Origin of the sequence: Anaeromyxobacter soli (assembly GCF_022808855.1) — a bacterium.
Taxonomy (GTDB): Bacteria; Myxococcota; Myxococcia; order Myxococcales; family Anaeromyxobacteraceae; genus Anaeromyxobacter; species Anaeromyxobacter soli.
Genome location: NZ_JAKZLF010000035.1, coordinates 14,215 through 32,795, shown reverse-complemented (window position 1 = coordinate 32,795; position 18,581 = coordinate 14,215). Strand labels below are relative to the sequence as shown.

Genomic DNA, 18,581 nt, shown 5'->3' with positions numbered 1-18,581 from the left:
GGGGCCCCACCCCGGCGCGCCGGGTCCCGTGCGCCGCCGCGGGCGGCTTCGCCGCCATCGCGGTGGCGCCCCGCGGACTCGCTTCGCTCGTCGACTCGATTTCCGGAACATGATGCGCCGTTCAGGCTCAGCGGCCGCCGCGCCGCAGGCACACGAGGCGCGTCGCCCGCCAGCCCGTCCGCGCGTAGAAGGCGAGGGCCGGGTCGTTCTCCCGATCCGCGAGGAGCTGCAGGCGCGACGCGCCGCGCGCGGCGGCCCAGCCCTCGATCGCCTCGAGCAGCCGGCGCCCCACGCCGCGTCCGCGCTCCGCCGCCTCGACCACCAGGTCCTCGACGAGCGCCGCCGGCCCGCCCTCCGCGGTGGAGACGACGAGCTGGGCGGTGACCATCCCGACGACCTCGCCCCCGCGCTCGGCGACGAGCACCGCGCGCCGCTCCGGCTCGCCCAGCATGAGCGCGAGCCCGCGCCGCTGCCGCTCCGGGTCGGGGCGGAAGTCCGCCTCGATGGAGAACAGGATCCCGAGGAGCCGCGCGAGCGGCTCCGTGTCCGCGGGGGTGGCCCCCCGGATCCCGACGTCGTCGTCCACGTTCACCTCCGCGCGGCGCGCGGGCCGTTCAGAACCGCTCGACGGCGATCCCGTACTTGCGGACGCGCCAGTCGAGCTGGCGGACCGTCATCCCGAGCAGGCGCGCCGCCTTCGCCTTCACGAACCCGGCGCGCTCGAGCGCGAGCCGCACCTCGCGCTCCTCGCCGGCCGGGACGGCTCCTTCCGCGGCCGCCGCGGGCGGCGCGTCCAGGCCCGCCGCCCTCGCCCTCGCGTCGCGGACGCACGCGCACGCGTCCCCCGGCGCCTCGCGCGCCGGCTCGAGCCCGAGGTGGGCGGCCCGCAGCACCGCCGCCTCGGTCGAGACGATCGCCGCCTCGAGCACGTTCCGGAGCTGCCGGACGTTGCCCGGCCAGTCGTGCGCGAGGAGCGCCTCGAGCGCGTCCCCGCCGAGCCGCACCTCGCGCCCGTTCTCCTCCGACAGCTCGCGGACGAGGTGCTCCGCGAGGGCCGGGAGGTCCTCGCGCCGCTCGCGCAGCGGGGGGAGCAGCACGGTCACGACGGAGAGGCGATGGAAGAGGTCGAGCCGGAACTCGCCTTCCTTCACGGCGGCGTCGAGATCGCGGTTCGTCGCCGCGACGATGCGGACGTCGACGGTCACCGGGCGCCTCCCCCCCACGCGCTCGAACTGGCGCTCCTGGATGGCGCGGAGGAGCTTGGCCTGCGCGGAGAGGGACAGCTCGCCGACCTCGTCGAGGAACAGCGTCCCGCCGTCGGCGAGCTCGAAGCGGCCCTTCGTGCCGGCGGCGGCCCCGGTGAACGCGCCCTTCTCGTGCCCGAAGAGCTCGCTCTCGAGGAGCGCCTCCGGGAGCGCCGCGCAGTTGAGCGCCACGAAGGGCCGCCCGGTGCGCGGGCTCGCCTCGTGGAGCGCCCGCGCGACGAGCTCCTTCCCGGTGCCGCTCTCGCCGCGCACGAGCACGGTCGCCCGGCTGCGGGCGACCCGCTCGACGCGCTCGAGCACCTCGCGCATCCGGCGCCCCACCCCCACCATGCCCGGGAGCCGCGCCTCGGGCGCGCCGGCCTCCTCCTCCAGCACCGCCCGGCGGCGCGGGTTCTCGAGCTCCTGCAGCCGGACGCGCGCGCCGATCATGCCCGCGAGGATCTCGAGGAAGCGGAGGTCGCGCTCGAAGGAGATGGGGCCCGCGCTGTGGCGCCGGTCGACGGTGAGCACGCCCAGCGTGGTCCGGCCGTGGCGGACGGGGACGCCGAGGAACGCCCGCGGCTCCTCCCTGAGATCGCGCCAGGTCCCGGTCCGGTTGAGGAACAGCGGCTCGTCCCCCACGTCGGGCACGGCGATGGGCATGCCGGTCGCGAAGATCCGCCCGATGATCCCCTCCCCCGGCCGCAGGCGCCCGAGGATCCGCTCGCGGTCGCGCATCTCCGGCGCCGCCTCGATGAACACCTCCCCCGTCACGGGGTCGAAGAGCGAGAGGGTCCCGTTCTCCATCCCGAGCTCGAGCTGCAGCACCGCCAGCGTCGCGTCCAGGGCCTCGCGGAGATCCGTCGCGAGCCAGAGGACGCGCGCGGCGTCGTGCAGGGCCTGGACCTCGCGCGCCTCGCGGCCGTGCATGCCCTCCCCCATCGCAAGCGCGGTGCCAGCGTCTCGAGCGGGCGAGGGGGAGGCGCCGGTTCTTGCAGGACGCCGTGAACACGGCCGGATCCCGCGGGCTCCCGGCGCGACCGACCATGACGATCTCGCTCAACCGCTGCAACCTGCCTCCCTGGGTGATCGCGAGCTGCCAGTTCAACGAGCACCCCGTGCCTCTGGAGATCCAGGGCGTGCGGTCCTCGAACGCCTTCCTCTTCCGCGCGCTCGACGCGCTCGACGACCCGGTCGCGCGGGCGCTCATGTTCGACGACTGGCTCTCGGTGCGCTTCCAGCTCCATCACTGGGCCGAGCAGGCGACCGCCTCGGCGCGGCGGAGCCTCAAGAACTCCTACCTGCGCTTCCTGCGCGGCTGGGGCGTCGACGCGTCGAGCGTCGAGGGCGCGGTGCTGAAGGGCTGGGTCGAGAGCCGCATGGGCCTCCCGCCCTGCTTCCACCGCGCGCCGATCCGCGCCGTCGACGGGCCCGAGTACGCGCGCTACGCGCAGGACCGCACGCGCGGCAGCGCCTGCACGAGCGCGATCCTCGACCAGCTCGACCTCGTCTACACCTTCACGCAGTACGAGCTCGCGCGGCGTCGCCCGGGCGCGCGCTGGGTGACGCTCTGGCGCGGGGTGAACGATCCCGGCGACCACGAGATCGTCTCGCAGGTGGGCCGGCACGAGTGGATCGTACGGCTCAACAACCTCTGCTCGTTCACCGACGATCGCGAGCGCGCGTGGGAGTTCGGCTCGACCGTGTGGGAGGTGCGGGTCGCGCTCCCCCGCGTCTTCCTCGCGCCGGACGTCTTTCCCCGCGCCATCCTGCGAGGCGAGCGCGAGTGGCTCGCCGTCGGCGGCGAGGCGCGGGTCCGGCGCGTGCTCTTCTGAAGCCGACTCAAACCCGCGGTGGCGCCCCGCGACCGACGGGTGACAGCTCCACGAGGCGCGTCGAGAGCCGCCCGAGCTCCTCCACGAGCCCGGGGTCGAGCCGCCTGAGCCAGCGCCGCGGGATGGCGTCGGGGCCGTGGTACGCGCCGGCGATGGCACCGGCGATCGCCGCGGTCGTGTCGGCGTCGCCGCCCTGGTTCACGACCGCGATCAGGCACTCCTCGAACGATCGTGTCGCGAAGAAGAAGTGGAGCACGGTCTGGAGCGTGTCGACGACGTAGCCGGTGGCGAGGCCCGGGTACGGCGCGAAGCGGAAGCGCGGCTCGGCGGTGACGAGCGCGGCCGCGGCGGCGCCCAGGCGGCGCAGCGACAGCCCCAGGCAGCCGAGCTGGACGAGCTCGCCCACGAGCAGGCACGCCGCGTCGGAGAGCGGGTGGTGGTGCGTGAGGTGGCCCTGCTCGAGCGCGACGCGGCGGAGCATCGCGGGATCGCCGAGCGAGAGGAGCGCGACGGGCGGCATCCGCACCGCCGCCCCGTTGCCCGCGTCGCCGTCGTGCGGCGGTCCCTCGAGCGTGCCGTCGAGCATGTAGCGGCGGAGGCCGCGCCGGCAGGTCGAGCCGACGTCCACCGGTCCGGCCCGGAGCCAGCCGGCGAGCGCGTCCGCGGCGCCGCGGAGGGACCAGCTTCCCGCGGCGTCGATCGCGCGGGCGAGGCAGAGCGACATCTCCGTGTCGTCCGTGACGGTCCCCGGCCTCAGGTGAAGCCAGCCGCCGCCGGTGATCTCCCGATGCACGCCGAGCGAGGCGCGGATCTCGCTCGCCGTCATGAACTCGACGGTCGCGCCGAGCGCGTCGCCGACCGCCGCGCCCAGGAACGCCGCCCGGGCGCGGTCGCGCACGTCGGGGAGATGCAGGGAGAGCGGTGGCACGAGCGCCAGCCCTGCGAGAAGCGTACCCCGGTCGCCGCGGTGCCGCTCCTCCCGCGCCGACGAGCTGGAGGAGCTCGTCGAGCGGGACGACCAGGGCGCGACCACGGCACCGGTGGTGAAGTCGTCCCCGAGCCGCGAAGCGAAGCCGGGTCGCCTCGCCCGTCGCGTCGAGCTCTGGGTGTGGCCAGCGAGCGAGAGACCCCCCGGCCGCTGTGGCCAGGGTGCGGGCCATGGGCGACCTATCTGGGGGGGTCACGCCCTGGCGACCGGGATCTAGCTTCGGAGGTCTGCGGCCGAACAGGCGGCCGCGCCAGGTGACACCATGCCCGTCGGGATCGCGCTCCTCACCCTCTGCGCCGCTTTCGTGATGACGCTCGCCCTCGCGTCGCGCCGACGCCGCCGGACGCGGGCGCTCCCGGGTGGGCTCGACCTGGCCTCCACGGCCGACCTCCTCCCGGCCGGCCTGAAGCACCTCGGCGCACGGCTCAACGAGCCGCTCTCCCTCGGGCTCCGCATCCCCGCGCCCCATGCGGGGACCGCGCAGAAGCGGCTCGGCCAGCTCATCGGGCTCCGCTGACCCGAGGCGCCGCGCTCACCGCGCCACGATCCGCGCCACCACGTCCTTCTCGGGCGGGCAGGTCCCGCGGCCGTCGCAGTTGCTCGTCGTGACCCACACCGCGCCGTCCGGCCCCTGCTGAACGTCGCGGACGCGGCCGAGCCCCTCGGGCGGCTCGCCCTGCAGGTAGACCTCGTGCGCCTGCACGCGTCCGTCCTCGCGGAGCACGATCCGGTGCAGGTGGCGCGCGCCGAGGATCCCGACGAGGAAGCTCCCCTTCCACGCCGGGACCGCCTCACCGCGGTAGACGCTCCCCCCGCCCGGCGGCGCCGCGCGGCTCCAGACGATGGCCGGTGTGGTGACGCCCTCCCCCGTGTCGCAGGAGTACACGTCCGGCCAGCCGAGGTTCGCGCCGGCGCGCGCGACGTCCACCTCGTCGTGCCCGCTCCGGCCGGTGTCGCCGCTCGGGCCGTGATCGCCGACGACGAGCGTCCGCGCGTCGAGGAAGTCGAACGCCTGCGTGTTGCGGATCCCGAGGAGGAAGACCGGGCTGCCGGGGAACGGGTTCCCGTCCGCGGGCGCCCCCTCCGTCGTGACGCGCAGGAGCTTTCCGCCCAGTGAGCCGCGGTCCTGCGCGCGCGCCGGCTCGCGCGCGTCGCCGGTGCCGACGTAGAGCTGGCCGTCGGGACCGAAGCGGAGGCGCCCCCCGTCGTGCACCACGGCCGCCGGGATGCCGTCGAGGATCACGCGCTCGACGCGCGCCGAGCGCCGATCCTCGGCGAGCAGCCAGCGGGTGACGCGGTTCACCCTGCGGCCGTCCTCGTCCGCCGTGTGGTACGTGTAGAAGCGGCGGTTCTCCGCGAAGCCGGGGTCGGCGGCGATGCCGAGCAGCCCGCCCTCGCCCTCCGCCACCACCGGCACGGTCGCGACCGGCTCCGCCTCGAGCGCGCCGCCGCGCAGGAGCCGGATGCGCCCGGGCCGCTCGGTGACGAGCGCGTCGCCTCCGGGGAGGAACGCGATCGCCCAGGGCACCTCGAGGCCCGTCGCGACCCGCTCGACCCGGATCGGCACGGTGCCCGCGGGACCCCAGCCGTCCTCCACGAGCGTGCAGCCCGGCGCTGCTGCCCCGTCGCCGCTCGCGGCCGAGCCGCCGCAGCGCGCGGCGGCGAGGAGGCAGGCGGCGGCGAGCGCACCGGGGCGGCGCATCCTGCGGTTCTGCCGGCGCCCCGCCACCCGCGCCGCTCCCGTTCGCGGGGCGAGCCCGGCCGCGCGAGTCGGTCGCCCGGCCGCACGGCCGATCGCGCACCCCCGTCAGCGGGTGCGCGTTCCCGGAGCCCGCGCGGCGCGGCGCGCCTCGCGCCAGCTCCGGACGAGGACGGCGGCGAACGCGGCGTCCTCGACGAGGTAGCGGCGCCACAGCCGGCGCGGCTCGCGCAGGAGCCGGTGGAGCCACTCGAGGCCGGCGCGCGACATCCAGGGCGGCGCGCGCGGCACGGTCCCCGCGACGAACGCCAGGCTCGCGCCGACGCCGAGCACGACCGCCGGGCGGAGCAGGTCGAGGTGGCGGTGGATCCAGAGCTCCTGCTTCGGCGCCCCGAACGCGGCGAGGACGAGGTCCGCGCGCGCGGCGCGCACCCGCTCGGCGGCGGCGCGGCCCGCCTCCTCCCCCGCGGGTGAGGGATCGAGGGTGGGCGCGTCGACGCCGGCGATCGTCACCCCGGGATCGCGCGCGAGCACCTCCGCCGCGCGGGCCGCGTCCCCGGGCGCCCCACCGACGAGGTAGAGCCGCCAGCCGCGGCGCGCCGCCCGCGCGGCGAGGGGAACGACGAGATCGGCGCCGGCGACGCGTTCGGGGAGCGGCGTGCCGAGGAGCCGCGAGGCCCACACGAGCGGCATGCCGTCGGCGACCGCCAGGTCCGCCGCGGCGTAGGCGGCGCGGAGCCGCGGATCTCGCTCCGCCTTCACGACATGGTCGACGTTGGGCGTGAACACCGCGCCGCCCCGTCCAGAGAGGACCAGCGCCTCGATGGCGTCGAGCGCCCCCTCGCGGTCCAGCACGTCGATCTCGAGGGAGCCGATGCGGACGCGGCGAGGTGCGGCCGGGGCGCGGGCGTTCGTCACGCGCCTCTTTTCCCGCGGGCCCGCCCCGCGCGTCCACTTTTCCGGAGGGGGCCGGCGGCGGTCTCCGCCTCAGGCCCCGAGCTCGTAGAGCGACACGCCGAGCCGCTCGTAGCCGCGCTCGCGGGCCAGCACGTCGAGGTGCAGCGTGGGCCAGTCCGCGAGGACGAGGTCGAGGTCGCGCGTGCCGGTGTACGTCTTCACGTAGCCCTTGCACTGCTCGCACACGTCGAGCCGGAGGCCCGGCTCCTGATCGATCTCGAGGACGCCGAGCCGGTGGGCGTCGTCGTTCCCGCAGAAGGGGCAGGCGACGCGCTTGAACGCCCAGCGCGTCCGGCAGGCGCCGCAGGCGAGCCTCCGGCCGCGGCCCTCGGCGACCGTCACGAGCGCGCCCATCGTCGGAGCCGAGCCGCAGGTCGGGCAGTCTCCGCGGCCCCAGCGCTCCTCGTCGCGCCAGCGGTCGAACTCGGCGACGACCGGCGCGAGCACGTGCTGGAGCGCGGTCCAGCCCAGGTAACGGACGAGGCCTCCGCCCTCCGGCTCGCCCTTCTCCGGCGCGCCGCACACGAGCCACGCGATCGCGGCCTCGGAGGCGCGCGGATCCTGTCGGAGCTCCTCGTCGAGCGCCCGCGCCCCCTCGGCGATGGACGGGGGCAGGTCGGCCGCCGCGACGCGCGCCACGATGGTCCGGAGCGCGGCGCCGCCCTCGGGCGCGACGTCGAGCTGGGCGCGCGCGCTGCGCAGGAGCGGCACGCCCGCGGCCAGATCCGCGACGTAGGCGTCCCACGCCGGGCGGCGCGTCAGCGGCGCGGCCCCCGCGGCGGCGCCCTCGACGAGCGCCTGGAAGGCCGCGACGCCCTCGAGGTAGGGGTGGCTCTCGATCCACTTCTTCGTCGCTGCGTCGTTCGTCATCGTCCGGTGATCCTAGCAAGTGAAGAGGCCCCCGGCCGCGAGCGACCGGGGGCCTTCGGAACGGAGCCGCGCGAGCGGCCCTGCTACGCGGCGGCGTCCGCCCCGCGATCCGCCTCGGCGGCCGCAGGGCCCTCCTGCTTCGGCAGGACCGGCATGTGCCGGGTCGCGAGGCCGAAGAGGAAGATCGTCGCGGCGACGAGGCCGATGGAGATGCCCCACTCGACGACGCTCGGGAAGTAGCCCTGCGGCGCGATCTGCGGCGCGGCGCCCTTCAGGTCCATCGCGAACACCACCACGTTCATGCGGTTGAACACGACGCCGAGGGTGGCGAGGAGCGAGCCGAGGAACAGCGTCCTCGGGTTCGCGCGCAGCCTCGCCGAGCCGAGGACGGCGAGCGGGAGGAGGCCACCCACGAGCAGCTCCGCGGCGAGCAGCCCCGCCTTGGGGCCGGTGAGCGCCGCCGCGAGCTCGCCGCGGAACGCGAGGTCCCCGACGCGGAACGCGAGGTAGGTCGCGAGCGCGAAGAACGCGATCTTGCCGAGCGACGCGAGCTGGTCCATGCGGAGCGCGCGCTTGAAGCCCTTCGCGATCCACATCTCCACGAGCACCATGAGCGCCACGCCGGCCGCGACCGCCGAGAGGAAGAAGTAGACCGGCATCACCGGCGACCACCAGCCCCTGGCGAGCTTGTCGGGCATGAGGAGGAACAGCGACCCGAGCGAGCTCTGGTGCATCGTGGAGAACGTCACCGCCGCGATGGCGAGCATGATCGGCTCGGCCTTCTTGCCCGGCTGGGCGCGGAACGCCCAGGCCATGAAGCCGAAGGTCGCCGCGGCGAGGCCCGTGTACACGAGGTTGCGGGACATGAGGTACACGAACGCCGAGATGGCGAAGACCACGTAGGCGGGCGACCAGCGCTTCCAGGTCTCCATCGCCCCCGCGAGGCCCCACCGCTCGAACGGCACCGGCAGGAACTCCGCGAGGAGGACCGTCACGTAGAGGCCGACGCACCAGGAGACCTCGAACATCGCCGAGTGCTCGGGGGCGTTCAGCGCGAGCTGCCAGAAGTGCCACGGCAGGCCGAGGTCGGCGAGCAGCGTCACCGTGACGAACGAGTAGCTGAGGAGCCCCATGAGCACGGCCGAGCGCCCGATGGAGTAGAGGTCCTTCCGCTGGAACACGTAGATGAGGCCCGCCGTCGCGAAGGCGCCGGCCGCGACCGCGATCCAGACGAGGTCGAAGACGATCCAGAGCCCCCACGCCCAGGTGTCGGAGAGGTTCGTCGCGCCGCCGAGGCCCAGCGCGAACCGGGCCACGAACGAGCCGCCGCCGAAGGCCATGAGCGCCGCGAGCAGGATGTTCGCGGGCGTCCAGAGCTTGGACTTCACGGGCGCGAACTCGACGTGGGCGTCGTGCGCGTCCGGCTTCGCGGCGTGCGCCGCCTTGAGCTGCCTCGGCTCCATCCTGGCGACCTCCTCGCGCCGCTTGTGCAGCGCGTAGGCCCCGCCGAGCGCGGCGCCCACGCCGATGACGGCGGGCGGCACCGCGCCGAGCGCGACCGCGCTCCGCCGCGGGAGGGGCTCGGTCCCGACCTGCGGGAACCCGAGCGTCGAGAACGGCACGGAGGCGAGGTACAGCATGTTCGTGCCGCCGGCCTCCTTCTCTCCGTAGACGTGGTCGACGTACTTCCCCGGGCTCGCCGCCATCCGCTCGCGGGCCTCGCGGAGGAGCTCCTCGCGGTCCCCGAACTTCAGCGCCCCCGCCGGGCACTGCTTCACGCAGGCCGGCAGCGCGATCGCCGCGGCGAACCGCTGGTGATCCTCGCCGGTGAGCGCCTCGCCGTTGCGCAGCGCGGGCGCGGGCTCCTGCGCCCGGCCGTGGCACATGTCGCACTTGTGGATCTTCGGCGCGAGCGAGTCCCACTCCGCCATGGGCACGCTCCACGGGCAGGCCCACATGCAGTAGCGGCAGCCGATGCACTTCGACTCGTCGTAGACGACCGGCCCTTCCTTGGTCTTGTGGATGGCGGTCACCGGGCAGGCCGACGCGCAGGCCGGCTCGTCACAGTGCATGCACTGCCGCTTCGCGAAGACGTACTGCAGCCCGCCCGGCGCGCTCGGCGCGTCGACCTCGTGCGGCGTGACGACGGTCAGGGTCTTCGCGGAGAGCGTGAGCGGGTTCTGCAGGCCGACGGAGGGGTTGAGCTGCGTGCGCTCCGCCGGCATGTCGTTCCACTGCTTGCAGGTGACCTGGCACGAGCGGCACCCGATGCACTTCGTCGTATCGATCAACGTGGCGTTGCTCATGGTCTTGTCCTTTCGGCGCGTCGCAGCCGGCTACCGCTGCGCCACCGCCTCCTCCACGGGCACCACGTTGACGAGGCAGGCCTTCGTCTCCTGCGTGCCTGCGCCCGGATCGACGGCGTCGATGGTCAGCACGTTCGTCGACGGGCCGGTCGAGAGCCCCTTGAACCCCCAGTTGTAGGGCATCCACACGACCGGCACGTCCTGGCCGGCGATCTTCATGACCTGCATCCGCTTCGTGACGACGGCCTTCACGACCATCTCACCGCGCGCCGACGAGACCCGCACCTTGTCGCCGCCCTTCACGCGCAGCTTCTCGGCGAGCTGGGTCGGCAGCTCGACGACGCACTCCGGCTGCAGCTCGTTGAGCCACGGCACGTTGCGGGTCGTGGACCCGGCGCACCAGTGCTCCGCGATGGAGGACGTCATGAGGACGTACGGGAAGTCCTTCGCCGTGCCGACGGGCTGCTTGCCCGGGACGCGCGGGTACTTCACGCACGGGTTGTGCTGGGCCTTCGGGTGCAGCACGTTCGCGACCGGGCTCTCGATGGGCTCGTAGAACTCGGGGAACGGGCCGTCCTTCGGCGTGTACGAGCCGTCGCGCGGCAGCCCCTTCTCCTTGGCGTCGGGGTCCTTGTAGACCGCCGCCATGAGCCGGCCGATGCCCTCGCCGTTCATGCGGAACGCGCGCTGGCCCTCCGGCGTCTCCGGGCCCTTCGTGGCGTCCGGCACGTCCGGCGTGTCCACGCCCTTCCACTTCTTCTCGGTCGCGTCCCACCAGACGAGCGGAGTCGTGCCGGGCCAGGGCTTGCCGTCCGCGTCGCAGGAGGCGCGGTTGTAGAGGATCTTCATGTTGCCCGGCCAGGTCCACGCGAAGCCCGGGAACATGCCGAGCCCCGAGGGATCGGTCTTCGCGTCGCGGCGCTTCGAGAGGTTCTTCCCGCCGCCGAAGACGCCCGCGTAGATCCAGGCGCCCGAGGAGGTCGAGCCGTCCGCCTGGAGCTGCCCGATGCCGCCCACGAAGGCGCCCGGCTTCAGCACCTTGCCGTCGGGGAGCGTGACCTCCGAGAGGACGCGGCCGCCGATCTCCTGGAGCACCGCCTCCGCCGTGTGCTCGGCGGGGTAGTTCCAGACCGCCTTCGCGAGCGGCTCGTCCTTCGGATCCGTCGAGCCCGCGTACAGGTCCCGGACCTTGCGGAAGACCGTGTCGATGATCTCGAGGTCGGCCTTCGCCTTGCCGGGCGGCTTCACCGCCGCGTAGCGCCACTGCACGAGGCGGCCGGAGCCGCTGATCGTGCCCTCCTTCTCCATGAAGTAGGCGGCGGGGAGGAGCAGCACCTCGGTCTTGATCGCCTTCGGGTCGGCGCCCGGCCGCTGCCAGAAGCTCGCCGTCTCCGTGTCCCAGAGCTCCTGCACCACGAGCATGTCGAGCTTCGACAGCGCCTCGTGCACGTAGTTCAGGTTCGGGTTCGTGACCATCGGGTTCTGACCCACGGCCCACAGGAGCTTCAGCTTCCCGGCGTAGGCGTCGTCGATCATCCCGAAGACGGTGTAGTCCTTCGCGCCGTTCTTCTTCGGGAGCCACCTCCAGCCGAAGTCGTTCTCGGCGGTGGCGTTCTCGCCGAACCACGCCTTGAGGCCGTTGACGGTGAACTTCCGGCGGAAGGTGCCGTTGTCCTTCGTCCACGCCTCGAGCGTCGGGTGGTTGTGGTTCGGCGCGTTGATGTAGCCGAACATGTAGCCGTTCAGGACGGACATGTCGCAGGCGCCCTGGACGTTCGGCTCGCCGCGCAGCGCGTTCACGCCGCCGCCGGCCTTGCCGATGTTGCCGAGGAGCAGCTGCAGGATGCCGTAGCAGCGGATGTTCTGGATGCCCACCGTGTGCTGCGTCATCCCGAGCGCGTACAGGATCGTGCCGGGGCGGTTGTTCGCGAACGTCTCGGCGATGAGCTTCACCTGCTCCGCCGGCACGCCGGAGATCTCCTCGGCCACCTCGGGCGTGTACCGCGCGAAGTGCGCCTTCAGCTTCGAGAAGACGCAGCGCGGGTCGTCGAGGCTCGCCGCCTTCTTCGGCTTCTGCGTCGCCGCGTCGAGGTCGTACGCCCACGAGGCCGTGTCGTACTTGTGCTTGTCCTCGTGGTAGCCGGTGAAGACGCCGTCCTCGAGGGCGAACTCGTCCTTCGCGAGCAGGAGCGCGTTCGTGTGCAGCTTCACGTACTCCGCGTCGTACAGCCCCTGCTGGAGGACGTGGTTGATGACCGCCCCGAGGAACGCGATGTCAGCGCCCGGGCGGATGCGCGCGTAGATGTCCGCGATCGACGAGGTGCGGTTGAACCGCGGGTCGACGTGGATGATCTTCGCGCCCTTCTCCTGCGCCTTCCGGATCCACTTCATCGACATCACGTGGTTCTCGGCGGCGTTGCTGCCCTCGATGAGGAACACCTTGGCGTTCTGCAGATCCGCCCAGTGGTTCGTCATCGCGCCACGGCCGAACGTGGCCCCCAGACTGGGGACCGTGGGGCTGTGTCAAAGTCGGGCCTGGTGCTCGACGAAGTTCGTCCCGAAGAGCCTCCCCATCTTGTTCCAGAGGTAGCACTCCTCGTTCGTGTTCTGCGCGCCGCCGAGGAAGCCGATCGCGTCGGTGCGGTTGACCGGGTACTCGACGTCGCCGTCCCGCTCGGTGGCGATCCAGGTCGAGTCGCGGACGTCCTTCACCTTGCGCGCGAGCTTCTCGAGCGCCTCCTCCCAGGAGAGCTCCTGCCAGCGATCAGAGCCCGGCGCCCGGTACAGCGGCGTCTTCACGCGCCGGTCGGACTCGTGGGTCGCCTGCATCGCGGCGCCCTTCGAGCAGAGCGCGCCCTGGTTGATGACGTGGTCCGGGTCTCCCTCGAGGTTGACGAGCTTGCCGTCCACCACGTTGCAGACCATCCCGCAGCCGCAGGAGCAGAAGTTACAGGCGGTGGTGAACTGCTTCGCGCCCGTGAGCTTCAGGTGCCCCGTCGCCGCCTGGACCTTCGACGCGCTGAACCCGAGCTCGGCCAGCGCGAGGCCGGTGCCGCCGCCAGCCGTCAACTTCAGCCAGTTTCTTCTGCTGATGCTCATCGCTTCCCTTTCCGGTGACTGCTGCCGACTGCTGCTGGAGTGCGAAGCCTTCGCGACGACCGCCGCATGTACCTGACTGCTCAGGTCTTTTTTGGCCTTCGTGCGTCGGGACGCCCCAGAGCAAGACACCTGCCAGCGGGCGGAGGCGAAACGGTTGCGCCGCCGCGTTCCGGAGAACCGGCGCGCGACGGAGTTTGCGGGGCCGGCGGCCGCCTCAGGCGGCCGGACCGTCACAGGTGTCACGGGTGCGCGTGTGACATGTCACGCGGACGGTGCGTGACATCATGTTCGAACGGGGGCTGCGCCCCCGCCCCGACGAGCAAGCTCGTCGGGGCCCCACCCCTGCGCGCCGGGTCCCGTGCGCCGCCGAGGGCGAACGCAGGCGCAGCCGGATGAGGCTGCGCCGGAGCGAGCAGGGGGTCCGGGGGGCGCGTCGTGTGCGCCCCCCGGCACGAAGCCGCTTCGCCGCTTCCGCGGCGCCGCCCCGGCGGGCTCGCGTCGCTCGCCTGTGATTCGCGTCACCGACGGTGATCGCGAATCCACGAACTGTCGTTTAGCGCGTGATGCCGAACTTCCGCAGGCGCCGGTAGAGCGTCATCCGCGAGACGCCGAGCGAGGTCGCGGTGCGCGCGATGTTCCAGCCGCACGCGTCGAGCGCGGCGACGAGCTCGTCGCGCTCCGGTCCCTCGCCCTCGCGGACCGGCGGCGCGGGCGGGCGCTCCGCGGCGGGCGCAGGCGCCACCTCGGCGCGGACCGGCGCCGGGAGGCCGCGCACCGGCGCCAGCCGCAGGTCGGCCGGCTCGATGCGAGGTCCCGCGACGACCGCGGCCGCGCGCATGAGCACGTTCTTGAGCTCCCGGACGTTCCCCGGCCAGGGGTGGGCGAGGAGCAGCGCCTTCGAGGCCTCCGACAGCTCGAGCCCGTCGCGGCCCATCCGCTCCTCGGCCTCGCGCAGGAACGCGCGGGCGAGGAGCGGCACGTCCTCGCTCCGCTCGCGCAGGGGCGGGATGTCCACGTGGAGCACGTTGAGGCGGAAGTAGAGGTCCTGGCGGAACCGGCCGGCCTCCACCTGGTCGTACAGGCGCCGGTTGGTCGCGGCCACCACCCGCACGTCCACGCGGCGGGGAGCGCTCCCGCCCAGCCGGACCACCTCGGACTCCTGGACGACGCGCAGGAGCGCCGTCTGCGCCTGGAGCGGGAGCTCGCTGACCTCGTCGAGGAAGAGCGTCCCGCCGTCCGCCTCCTCGAACTTCCCCGCCTTGCCCTCCCGCTGGGCGCCGGTGAACGTCCCGGGCTCGTAGCCGAAGAGCTCCGCCTCGACGAGCGCGGCGGGGATGGCGCCGCAGTTCAGCACCACGAACGGCGCGCCGGCGCGGGCGCCGCCGGCGTGGATGCCGTGCGCGAAGAGCTCCTTCCCCGTCCCGGACTCGCCGTGCAGCACCACGGGGAGATCGTTCCGCGACGCGACCTCGGCGAGCTGGAGCGCCGCGCGCAGCCGCAGCGACTCGCCGAGGATCGCCTCGAGCCCGTAGCGCGTGGTGAGCCGCTGGCGGGCCGCCCCTCGCGCCGCGCGCGGCGCCGCCGGCGCGGGGAGGCGCAGGATCGCGCCCACCGCGCGCCGCTCGTGCGCCACCACGGAGCCGACGGCGCGCCGGCGCTCGTCCCCCGCGCCCGGCCACTCCAGCGTGAGCTCCTCGTCCCGGGAGGCCTCGCCCGCGCGCAGCGCCGCGAGGAGCCGCTCCCGCACCGCGCGCGGGAGCTCGCCGTCGTCGAGCGGGAACCGCCGGCGCGCGGCGTCGTTCTCCGCGATCACGCGCCCGCGCGCGTCGACCGCGACCACCGCCTCGCCCGTGCTCCGGGCCGCGCGCAGCGCGTGGCGCACGAGCTCCTCGCGCACCTCCTGGCGCGCGCGGAGCCGCTCCTCGATGGCCGCCGCGACCGCCGAGGCGACGACGAGCCCGTGCCGCTCCCGGGCGTCCCACGGCCCCGTCACCTGCACGATCGCCGAGATCTCGGCGGAGCCGGGCGCGAGGATCGGCGCCGCGGCGCTCGCCCAGGGGTGCCACGCCTCCACGAAGTGCTCGGACGCGAAGACCTCCACGGCGCGCCGCTCGGCGAGCGCGGTGCCGGCCGCGTTCGTGCCGGCCGCCTCCTCGCGCCAGCTCGCGCCCGGGCAGAGGTTCAGCTCGGCGAGGTGCGCGACGGTCTGCGGATCTCCGCCCACGGACAGGACCGCCCCCTCCGCGTCGAGGAGCACGAGGGCGTGGCCCGCCTCCCCGAGCTGCGCCGCGAACCGGGCGAGCACCGGGCGCGCGAGCTCGAAGGTCTCGTCCTCGCCGCGGCGGCGCAGGACCTCGCCGCTCGCGTCGAGCGGCGCGCGCCGCAACGCCGGGTGCACGGCGTAGAGATCGCGGGAGCGCGTCCACGAGCGCGCGATCTCGGGCCGGACCCCCTCCAGCCCCCCGTCTCGCAGGAAGCGCTCCCACGCACGGTCGAGGCGCCGCCGGAGTGACGAGCGGTCTGTTTCATCCGGGAGCACGAGCATCAGGGCGCACCGACGGCGGCGCGCCTCGCGAGATGGCGCGCTTCGCGGTATATCCCCCCTTACTTACAGGTTTCGCGGACGCGCGGCTCACGAAAGTGCTGCCTTACGCCTGCCCGGACCGCCGCCGTGGCGGCGCGATTCTCGCAGGCGCGGGCTCTCCGAGCCCTCACCGGAGGAGACGTGTTGCACAAGCGAACGACGGGCCTCGACCTGCGCCGCAAGATCCTGGTCGTCGCCCTGCTCCCCACCGCGCTGCTCGTCGCCGCGTTCCTCGTCGTCTTCGCCGCGCAGCGCAGCCGCATCGCCGGAGACGTCGAGCTGAGCATGGGCCGCCTCGCCGAGGAGGGCCTCACGCGCGCCGCCCGCGACCTGCGCACGCTGTGCGAGTCCGCCCATCGCGAGCTCTGGCTGCAGGTGCCCCGCAGCCTGCGCGTCGCCCGCGATCAGATGGAGCGCCTCGGCCCCCTCTCCTTCTCCTCCGAGACGGTGCGCTGGACCGCGGTCAACCAGCTCGACCGCAGCGTCGAGGAGGCGGTGCTGCCGAAGCTCCTGCTCGGCGGCGTCTGGGCGGGGCAGAACGCCGAGCCCACCCACCCGAGCCTGCTCGTGGACCGCGTGCGCGAGCTCGTCGGCGCCGAGGCCACGCTGTTCCAGCGGATGAACGAGCGGGGCGACATGCTCCGCGTCGCGACCACGGTGCCGGACGGGAGCGGCCACCGCGCGATCGGGACCTACATCCCCGCCGTCGATCCCGACGGCAAGGCGAACCCCGTCGTCTCGACGGTGCTCCGCGGCGACACGTACCGGGGGCGCGCGCGGGTGCTCGATCGCTGGTACCTCTCGGGCTACGAGCCGATCCGCGACGCGAGCGGCCGCGTCGCAGGGATGCTGTTCATCGGCCTCCGCCAGGACTCCCTCGAGGGCATCCGCGCCGGCGTCGCCGCCTCCCGCATCGGCGAGACGGGCGCGATCTACGCGCTCGGCGCGAGCGGGAACCAGCGCGGCCGCTACCTCATCCCGCCCCCCGGGCACGCCGACGGCGAGGACGCCTGGGACGCGCGGGACGCGGGCGGAGAGCCGTACGTCCAGCGGCTCGTGCGCGCCGCCATGGCGGCGAACGGCGAGACGGTGCGCGTGTCGTTCTCCCGGCCGGAGGGCGCGGGGGCCCGCGAGCGGGTCGCGGCGGTCGCCTACTTCGAGCCGTGGGACTGGGTGATCGTCGCGGAGATGGATCGGGACGAGGCCATCGCGCCGCTGCTCCAGGTCCGCTCCTCGCTCGAGACCTCGGTCGTCACGGTCGGCGGCGTCGCGCTGCTGCTGCTCCTCGCGACCGTCTGGGCGGCGCGCAAGTCGGCGGGCCGGCTCGCCGCGCCGCTCGAGGCCATGGCGGTCGCGGCCGAGCGCATCGCGGAGGGCGACGTCCAGCAGGCGGTCACCTACCGCTCGGGCGACGAGGTCGGGCGGCTCGCCGAGGCGTTCCGCGGGACGATCCGCTACCTGCAGGAGGTCGCCCGCGGCGCGGACGCGCTCGCGAAGGGCGACCTCTCGACCCCGCTCGTGCCGCGCTCCGAGCGCGACGAGCTCACCCGGAGCTTCCAGTCGGCGCAGTCCGAGCTGCGCCGGCTCGTCGAGGAGATGCGGCGGCTGGCCGACGCCGCCGTGGAGGGCCGGCTCGACGCGCGCGCCGATCCGGCGCGCCACCACGGCGACTACCGCAGGGTCGTCGAGGGCGTGAACGCCACGCTCACCACCCTCGTCGGGCACCTCGACGCCATGCCCGCGCCGGCCATGATCGTGGGTCCCGAGTTCGACATCCGGTACATGAACCAGACCGGCGCGAGCCTCCTCGGGCGCACGCAGCAGGAGCTCATCGGGACGAAGTGCTACGACAGCTACCGCAAGGGCGACTGCCGCACGGCGCGCTGCGCCTGCGCCCGCGCGATGGCGGAGGACCGCGAGGTGAGCAGCGAGACGGACGCGCACCCCGAGGGCCTCGACCTCGAGATCCTCTACTCCGCGGTCCCGCTCCGGGACGGCGCGGGGCGCGTGGTGGGCGCGCTCGAGGTCGTGACCGATCAGACCGCGGTGAGGCGCGCCGCGGACGGCCCGGGGAGCGGCGAGAGCGGCGCGGGCCCGGAGTGCCGGCCGTGCCTCGTCCGCTGAAGGACAGGGCGCCGGGCCCGGCGCGGGCGGCGCGCGTCGAGGGGCGCATCGCGGGCACCTCGCTCGTCCGGCCGGGAGACGGCGCCGCGTCGGATCTCGTCGCGCTCGAGGAGCCGCTCGAGGTGCGCATCGCCGGGGAGACGGTCGGGGTGCTGATGCGCACCCCGGGCGACGACCACCGCCTCGCGCTCGGCTTCCTGTTCGCGGAGGGGATCATCGCCTCCGCGAGCGACTTCAGCGCCGTCTACCACTGCGGCCGACCCGGGGACGAGGCGTACGGCAGCGCGATCGAGCTCGCTCCGGCGTCGGGCGCCCGCATCGACTGGGAGCGGCTCGACGGGACCCGGCGCAGCTTCGCCTCGAGCTCCGCCTGCGGCGTCTGCGGGAGGCGCGCCGTCGAGGATCTCGTGGCGGGGCTCGTGCCGCCGGACCCCATCGCGCCCGTCCCGGTGGCCCTCGTCGGGGAGAAGATCGCGGCGCTCCGCGAGCACCAGCCGGTGTTCGAGGAGACCGGCGGAACTCACGTCGCCGCGCTCTGGACGCGCGACGGCGCGCTCGTCGCCGCGAACGAGGACGTCGGCCGTCACAACGCCGTCGACAAGGTGATCGGCGCGCTCCTGCTCGCCCGCGCCGAGGCGGCCGCGGGCGCGCAGATCGCCGCGCCCGCGCTCCTCACCGTGAGCAGCCGGGCGGGCATGGAGATCGTGCAGAAGGCGGCGCGCGCGCGGGTCCCCATCGTCGCCACCGTGTCGGCGCCGACGTCGCTCGCGATCGAGCTCGCCCGGGCGGCCGGGCTCACGCTCGCCGGCTTCGTCCGCCCCGGACGCATGAACGTGTACGCGGGCGCGGAGCGGCTCTCCGGGCTGTAGCGCTCC

The 18,581-nt window shown here is 74.3% G+C and carries 13 protein-coding genes; 4 read left to right on the top strand and 9 right to left on the bottom strand.

The window, feature by feature from the left end:
* Nucleotides 1-127: 127 nt before the first annotated feature.
* Complete coding sequence (locus tag MLV88_RS19625) at nucleotides 128-586, bottom strand: GNAT family N-acetyltransferase (RefSeq protein WP_242355448.1); 459 nt, start codon at nucleotides 584-586, stop codon at nucleotides 128-130.
* Nucleotides 587-614: 28 nt separating this feature from the next.
* Nucleotides 615-2,174: a sigma 54-interacting transcriptional regulator gene (locus tag MLV88_RS19620; RefSeq protein WP_242355449.1), complete on the bottom strand. Its 1,560-nt coding sequence runs from the start codon at nucleotides 2,172-2,174 to the stop codon at nucleotides 615-617.
* Nucleotides 2,175-2,290: 116 nt separating this feature from the next.
* On the opposite strand from MLV88_RS19620, the gene MLV88_RS19615 reads away from it, so the two are divergent.
* Complete coding sequence (locus tag MLV88_RS19615; RefSeq protein ID WP_242339319.1) at nucleotides 2,291-3,079, top strand: NAD(+)--dinitrogen-reductase ADP-D-ribosyltransferase; 789 nt, start codon at nucleotides 2,291-2,293, stop codon at nucleotides 3,077-3,079.
* Nucleotides 3,080-3,086: 7 nt separating this feature from the next.
* Here MLV88_RS19615 and draG read toward each other — a convergent pair whose 3' ends face one another.
* Nucleotides 3,087-4,007, bottom strand: coding sequence for an ADP-ribosyl-[dinitrogen reductase] hydrolase (gene draG / locus MLV88_RS19610; RefSeq protein WP_242339321.1), 921 nt, complete (start codon nucleotides 4,005-4,007; stop codon nucleotides 3,087-3,089).
* A gap of 322 nt (nucleotides 4,008-4,329) precedes the next feature.
* Between draG and MLV88_RS19605 the strand changes: the two genes are divergently transcribed.
* The gene (locus tag MLV88_RS19605; protein WP_242339323.1) at nucleotides 4,330-4,584 is read left to right on the top strand and encodes a hypothetical protein; all 255 of its coding nucleotides are present in this window, start codon (nucleotides 4,330-4,332) and stop codon (nucleotides 4,582-4,584) included.
* A gap of 15 nt (nucleotides 4,585-4,599) precedes the next feature.
* On the opposite strand, the gene MLV88_RS19600 is transcribed toward MLV88_RS19605, so the two are convergent.
* From MLV88_RS19600 to MLV88_RS19570, 6 genes are all read right to left on the bottom strand, one after another.
* Nucleotides 4,600-5,769: a PQQ-dependent sugar dehydrogenase gene (locus MLV88_RS19600; protein WP_242339325.1), complete on the bottom strand. Its 1,170-nt coding sequence runs from the start codon at nucleotides 5,767-5,769 to the stop codon at nucleotides 4,600-4,602.
* Nucleotides 5,770-5,874: 105 nt separating this feature from the next.
* The gene (locus tag MLV88_RS19595; protein WP_242339327.1) at nucleotides 5,875-6,684 is read right to left on the bottom strand and encodes a WecB/TagA/CpsF family glycosyltransferase; all 810 of its coding nucleotides are present in this window, start codon (nucleotides 6,682-6,684) and stop codon (nucleotides 5,875-5,877) included.
* A gap of 69 nt (nucleotides 6,685-6,753) precedes the next feature.
* Nucleotides 6,754-7,593, bottom strand: a complete 840-nt coding sequence (locus MLV88_RS19590) for a formate dehydrogenase accessory protein FdhE (protein WP_242372285.1) — start codon at nucleotides 7,591-7,593, stop codon at nucleotides 6,754-6,756.
* Nucleotides 7,594-7,676: 83 nt separating this feature from the next.
* Nucleotides 7,677-9,899 carry a 4Fe-4S dicluster domain-containing protein gene (locus tag MLV88_RS19585; RefSeq protein WP_242372282.1) on the bottom strand — a complete coding sequence of 741 codons (2,223 nt, stop codon included), beginning with the start codon at nucleotides 9,897-9,899 and terminating at the stop codon, nucleotides 7,677-7,679.
* 30 nt (nucleotides 9,900-9,929) lie between these two features.
* Nucleotides 9,930-12,998 carry a formate dehydrogenase-N subunit alpha gene (gene fdnG / locus MLV88_RS19580; protein ID WP_255821619.1) on the bottom strand — a complete coding sequence of 1,023 codons (3,069 nt, stop codon included), beginning with the start codon at nucleotides 12,996-12,998 and terminating at the stop codon, nucleotides 9,930-9,932.
* A gap of 553 nt (nucleotides 12,999-13,551) precedes the next feature.
* Entirely contained in the window at nucleotides 13,552-15,543 is a 1,992-nt protein-coding gene (locus MLV88_RS19570) for a sigma-54-dependent Fis family transcriptional regulator (RefSeq protein WP_242355459.1), read from the bottom strand.
* A gap of 183 nt (nucleotides 15,544-15,726) precedes the next feature.
* Here MLV88_RS19570 and MLV88_RS19565 point away from each other — a divergent pair, with 183 nt between their 5' ends.
* Together MLV88_RS19565 and fdhD are read left to right on the top strand one after the other, a co-directional pair.
* Nucleotides 15,727-17,706, top strand: coding sequence for a Cache 3/Cache 2 fusion domain-containing protein (locus MLV88_RS19565; protein ID WP_242339340.1), 1,980 nt, complete (start codon nucleotides 15,727-15,729; stop codon nucleotides 17,704-17,706).
* On the top strand, nucleotides 17,691-18,575 hold the full coding sequence (gene fdhD, locus MLV88_RS19560; RefSeq protein ID WP_242339342.1) for a formate dehydrogenase accessory sulfurtransferase FdhD: 885 nt from the start codon (nucleotides 17,691-17,693) through the stop codon (nucleotides 18,573-18,575). The genes MLV88_RS19565 and fdhD overlap by 16 nt, the downstream gene beginning before the upstream one ends.
* Nucleotides 18,576-18,581 lie beyond the last annotated feature (6 nt).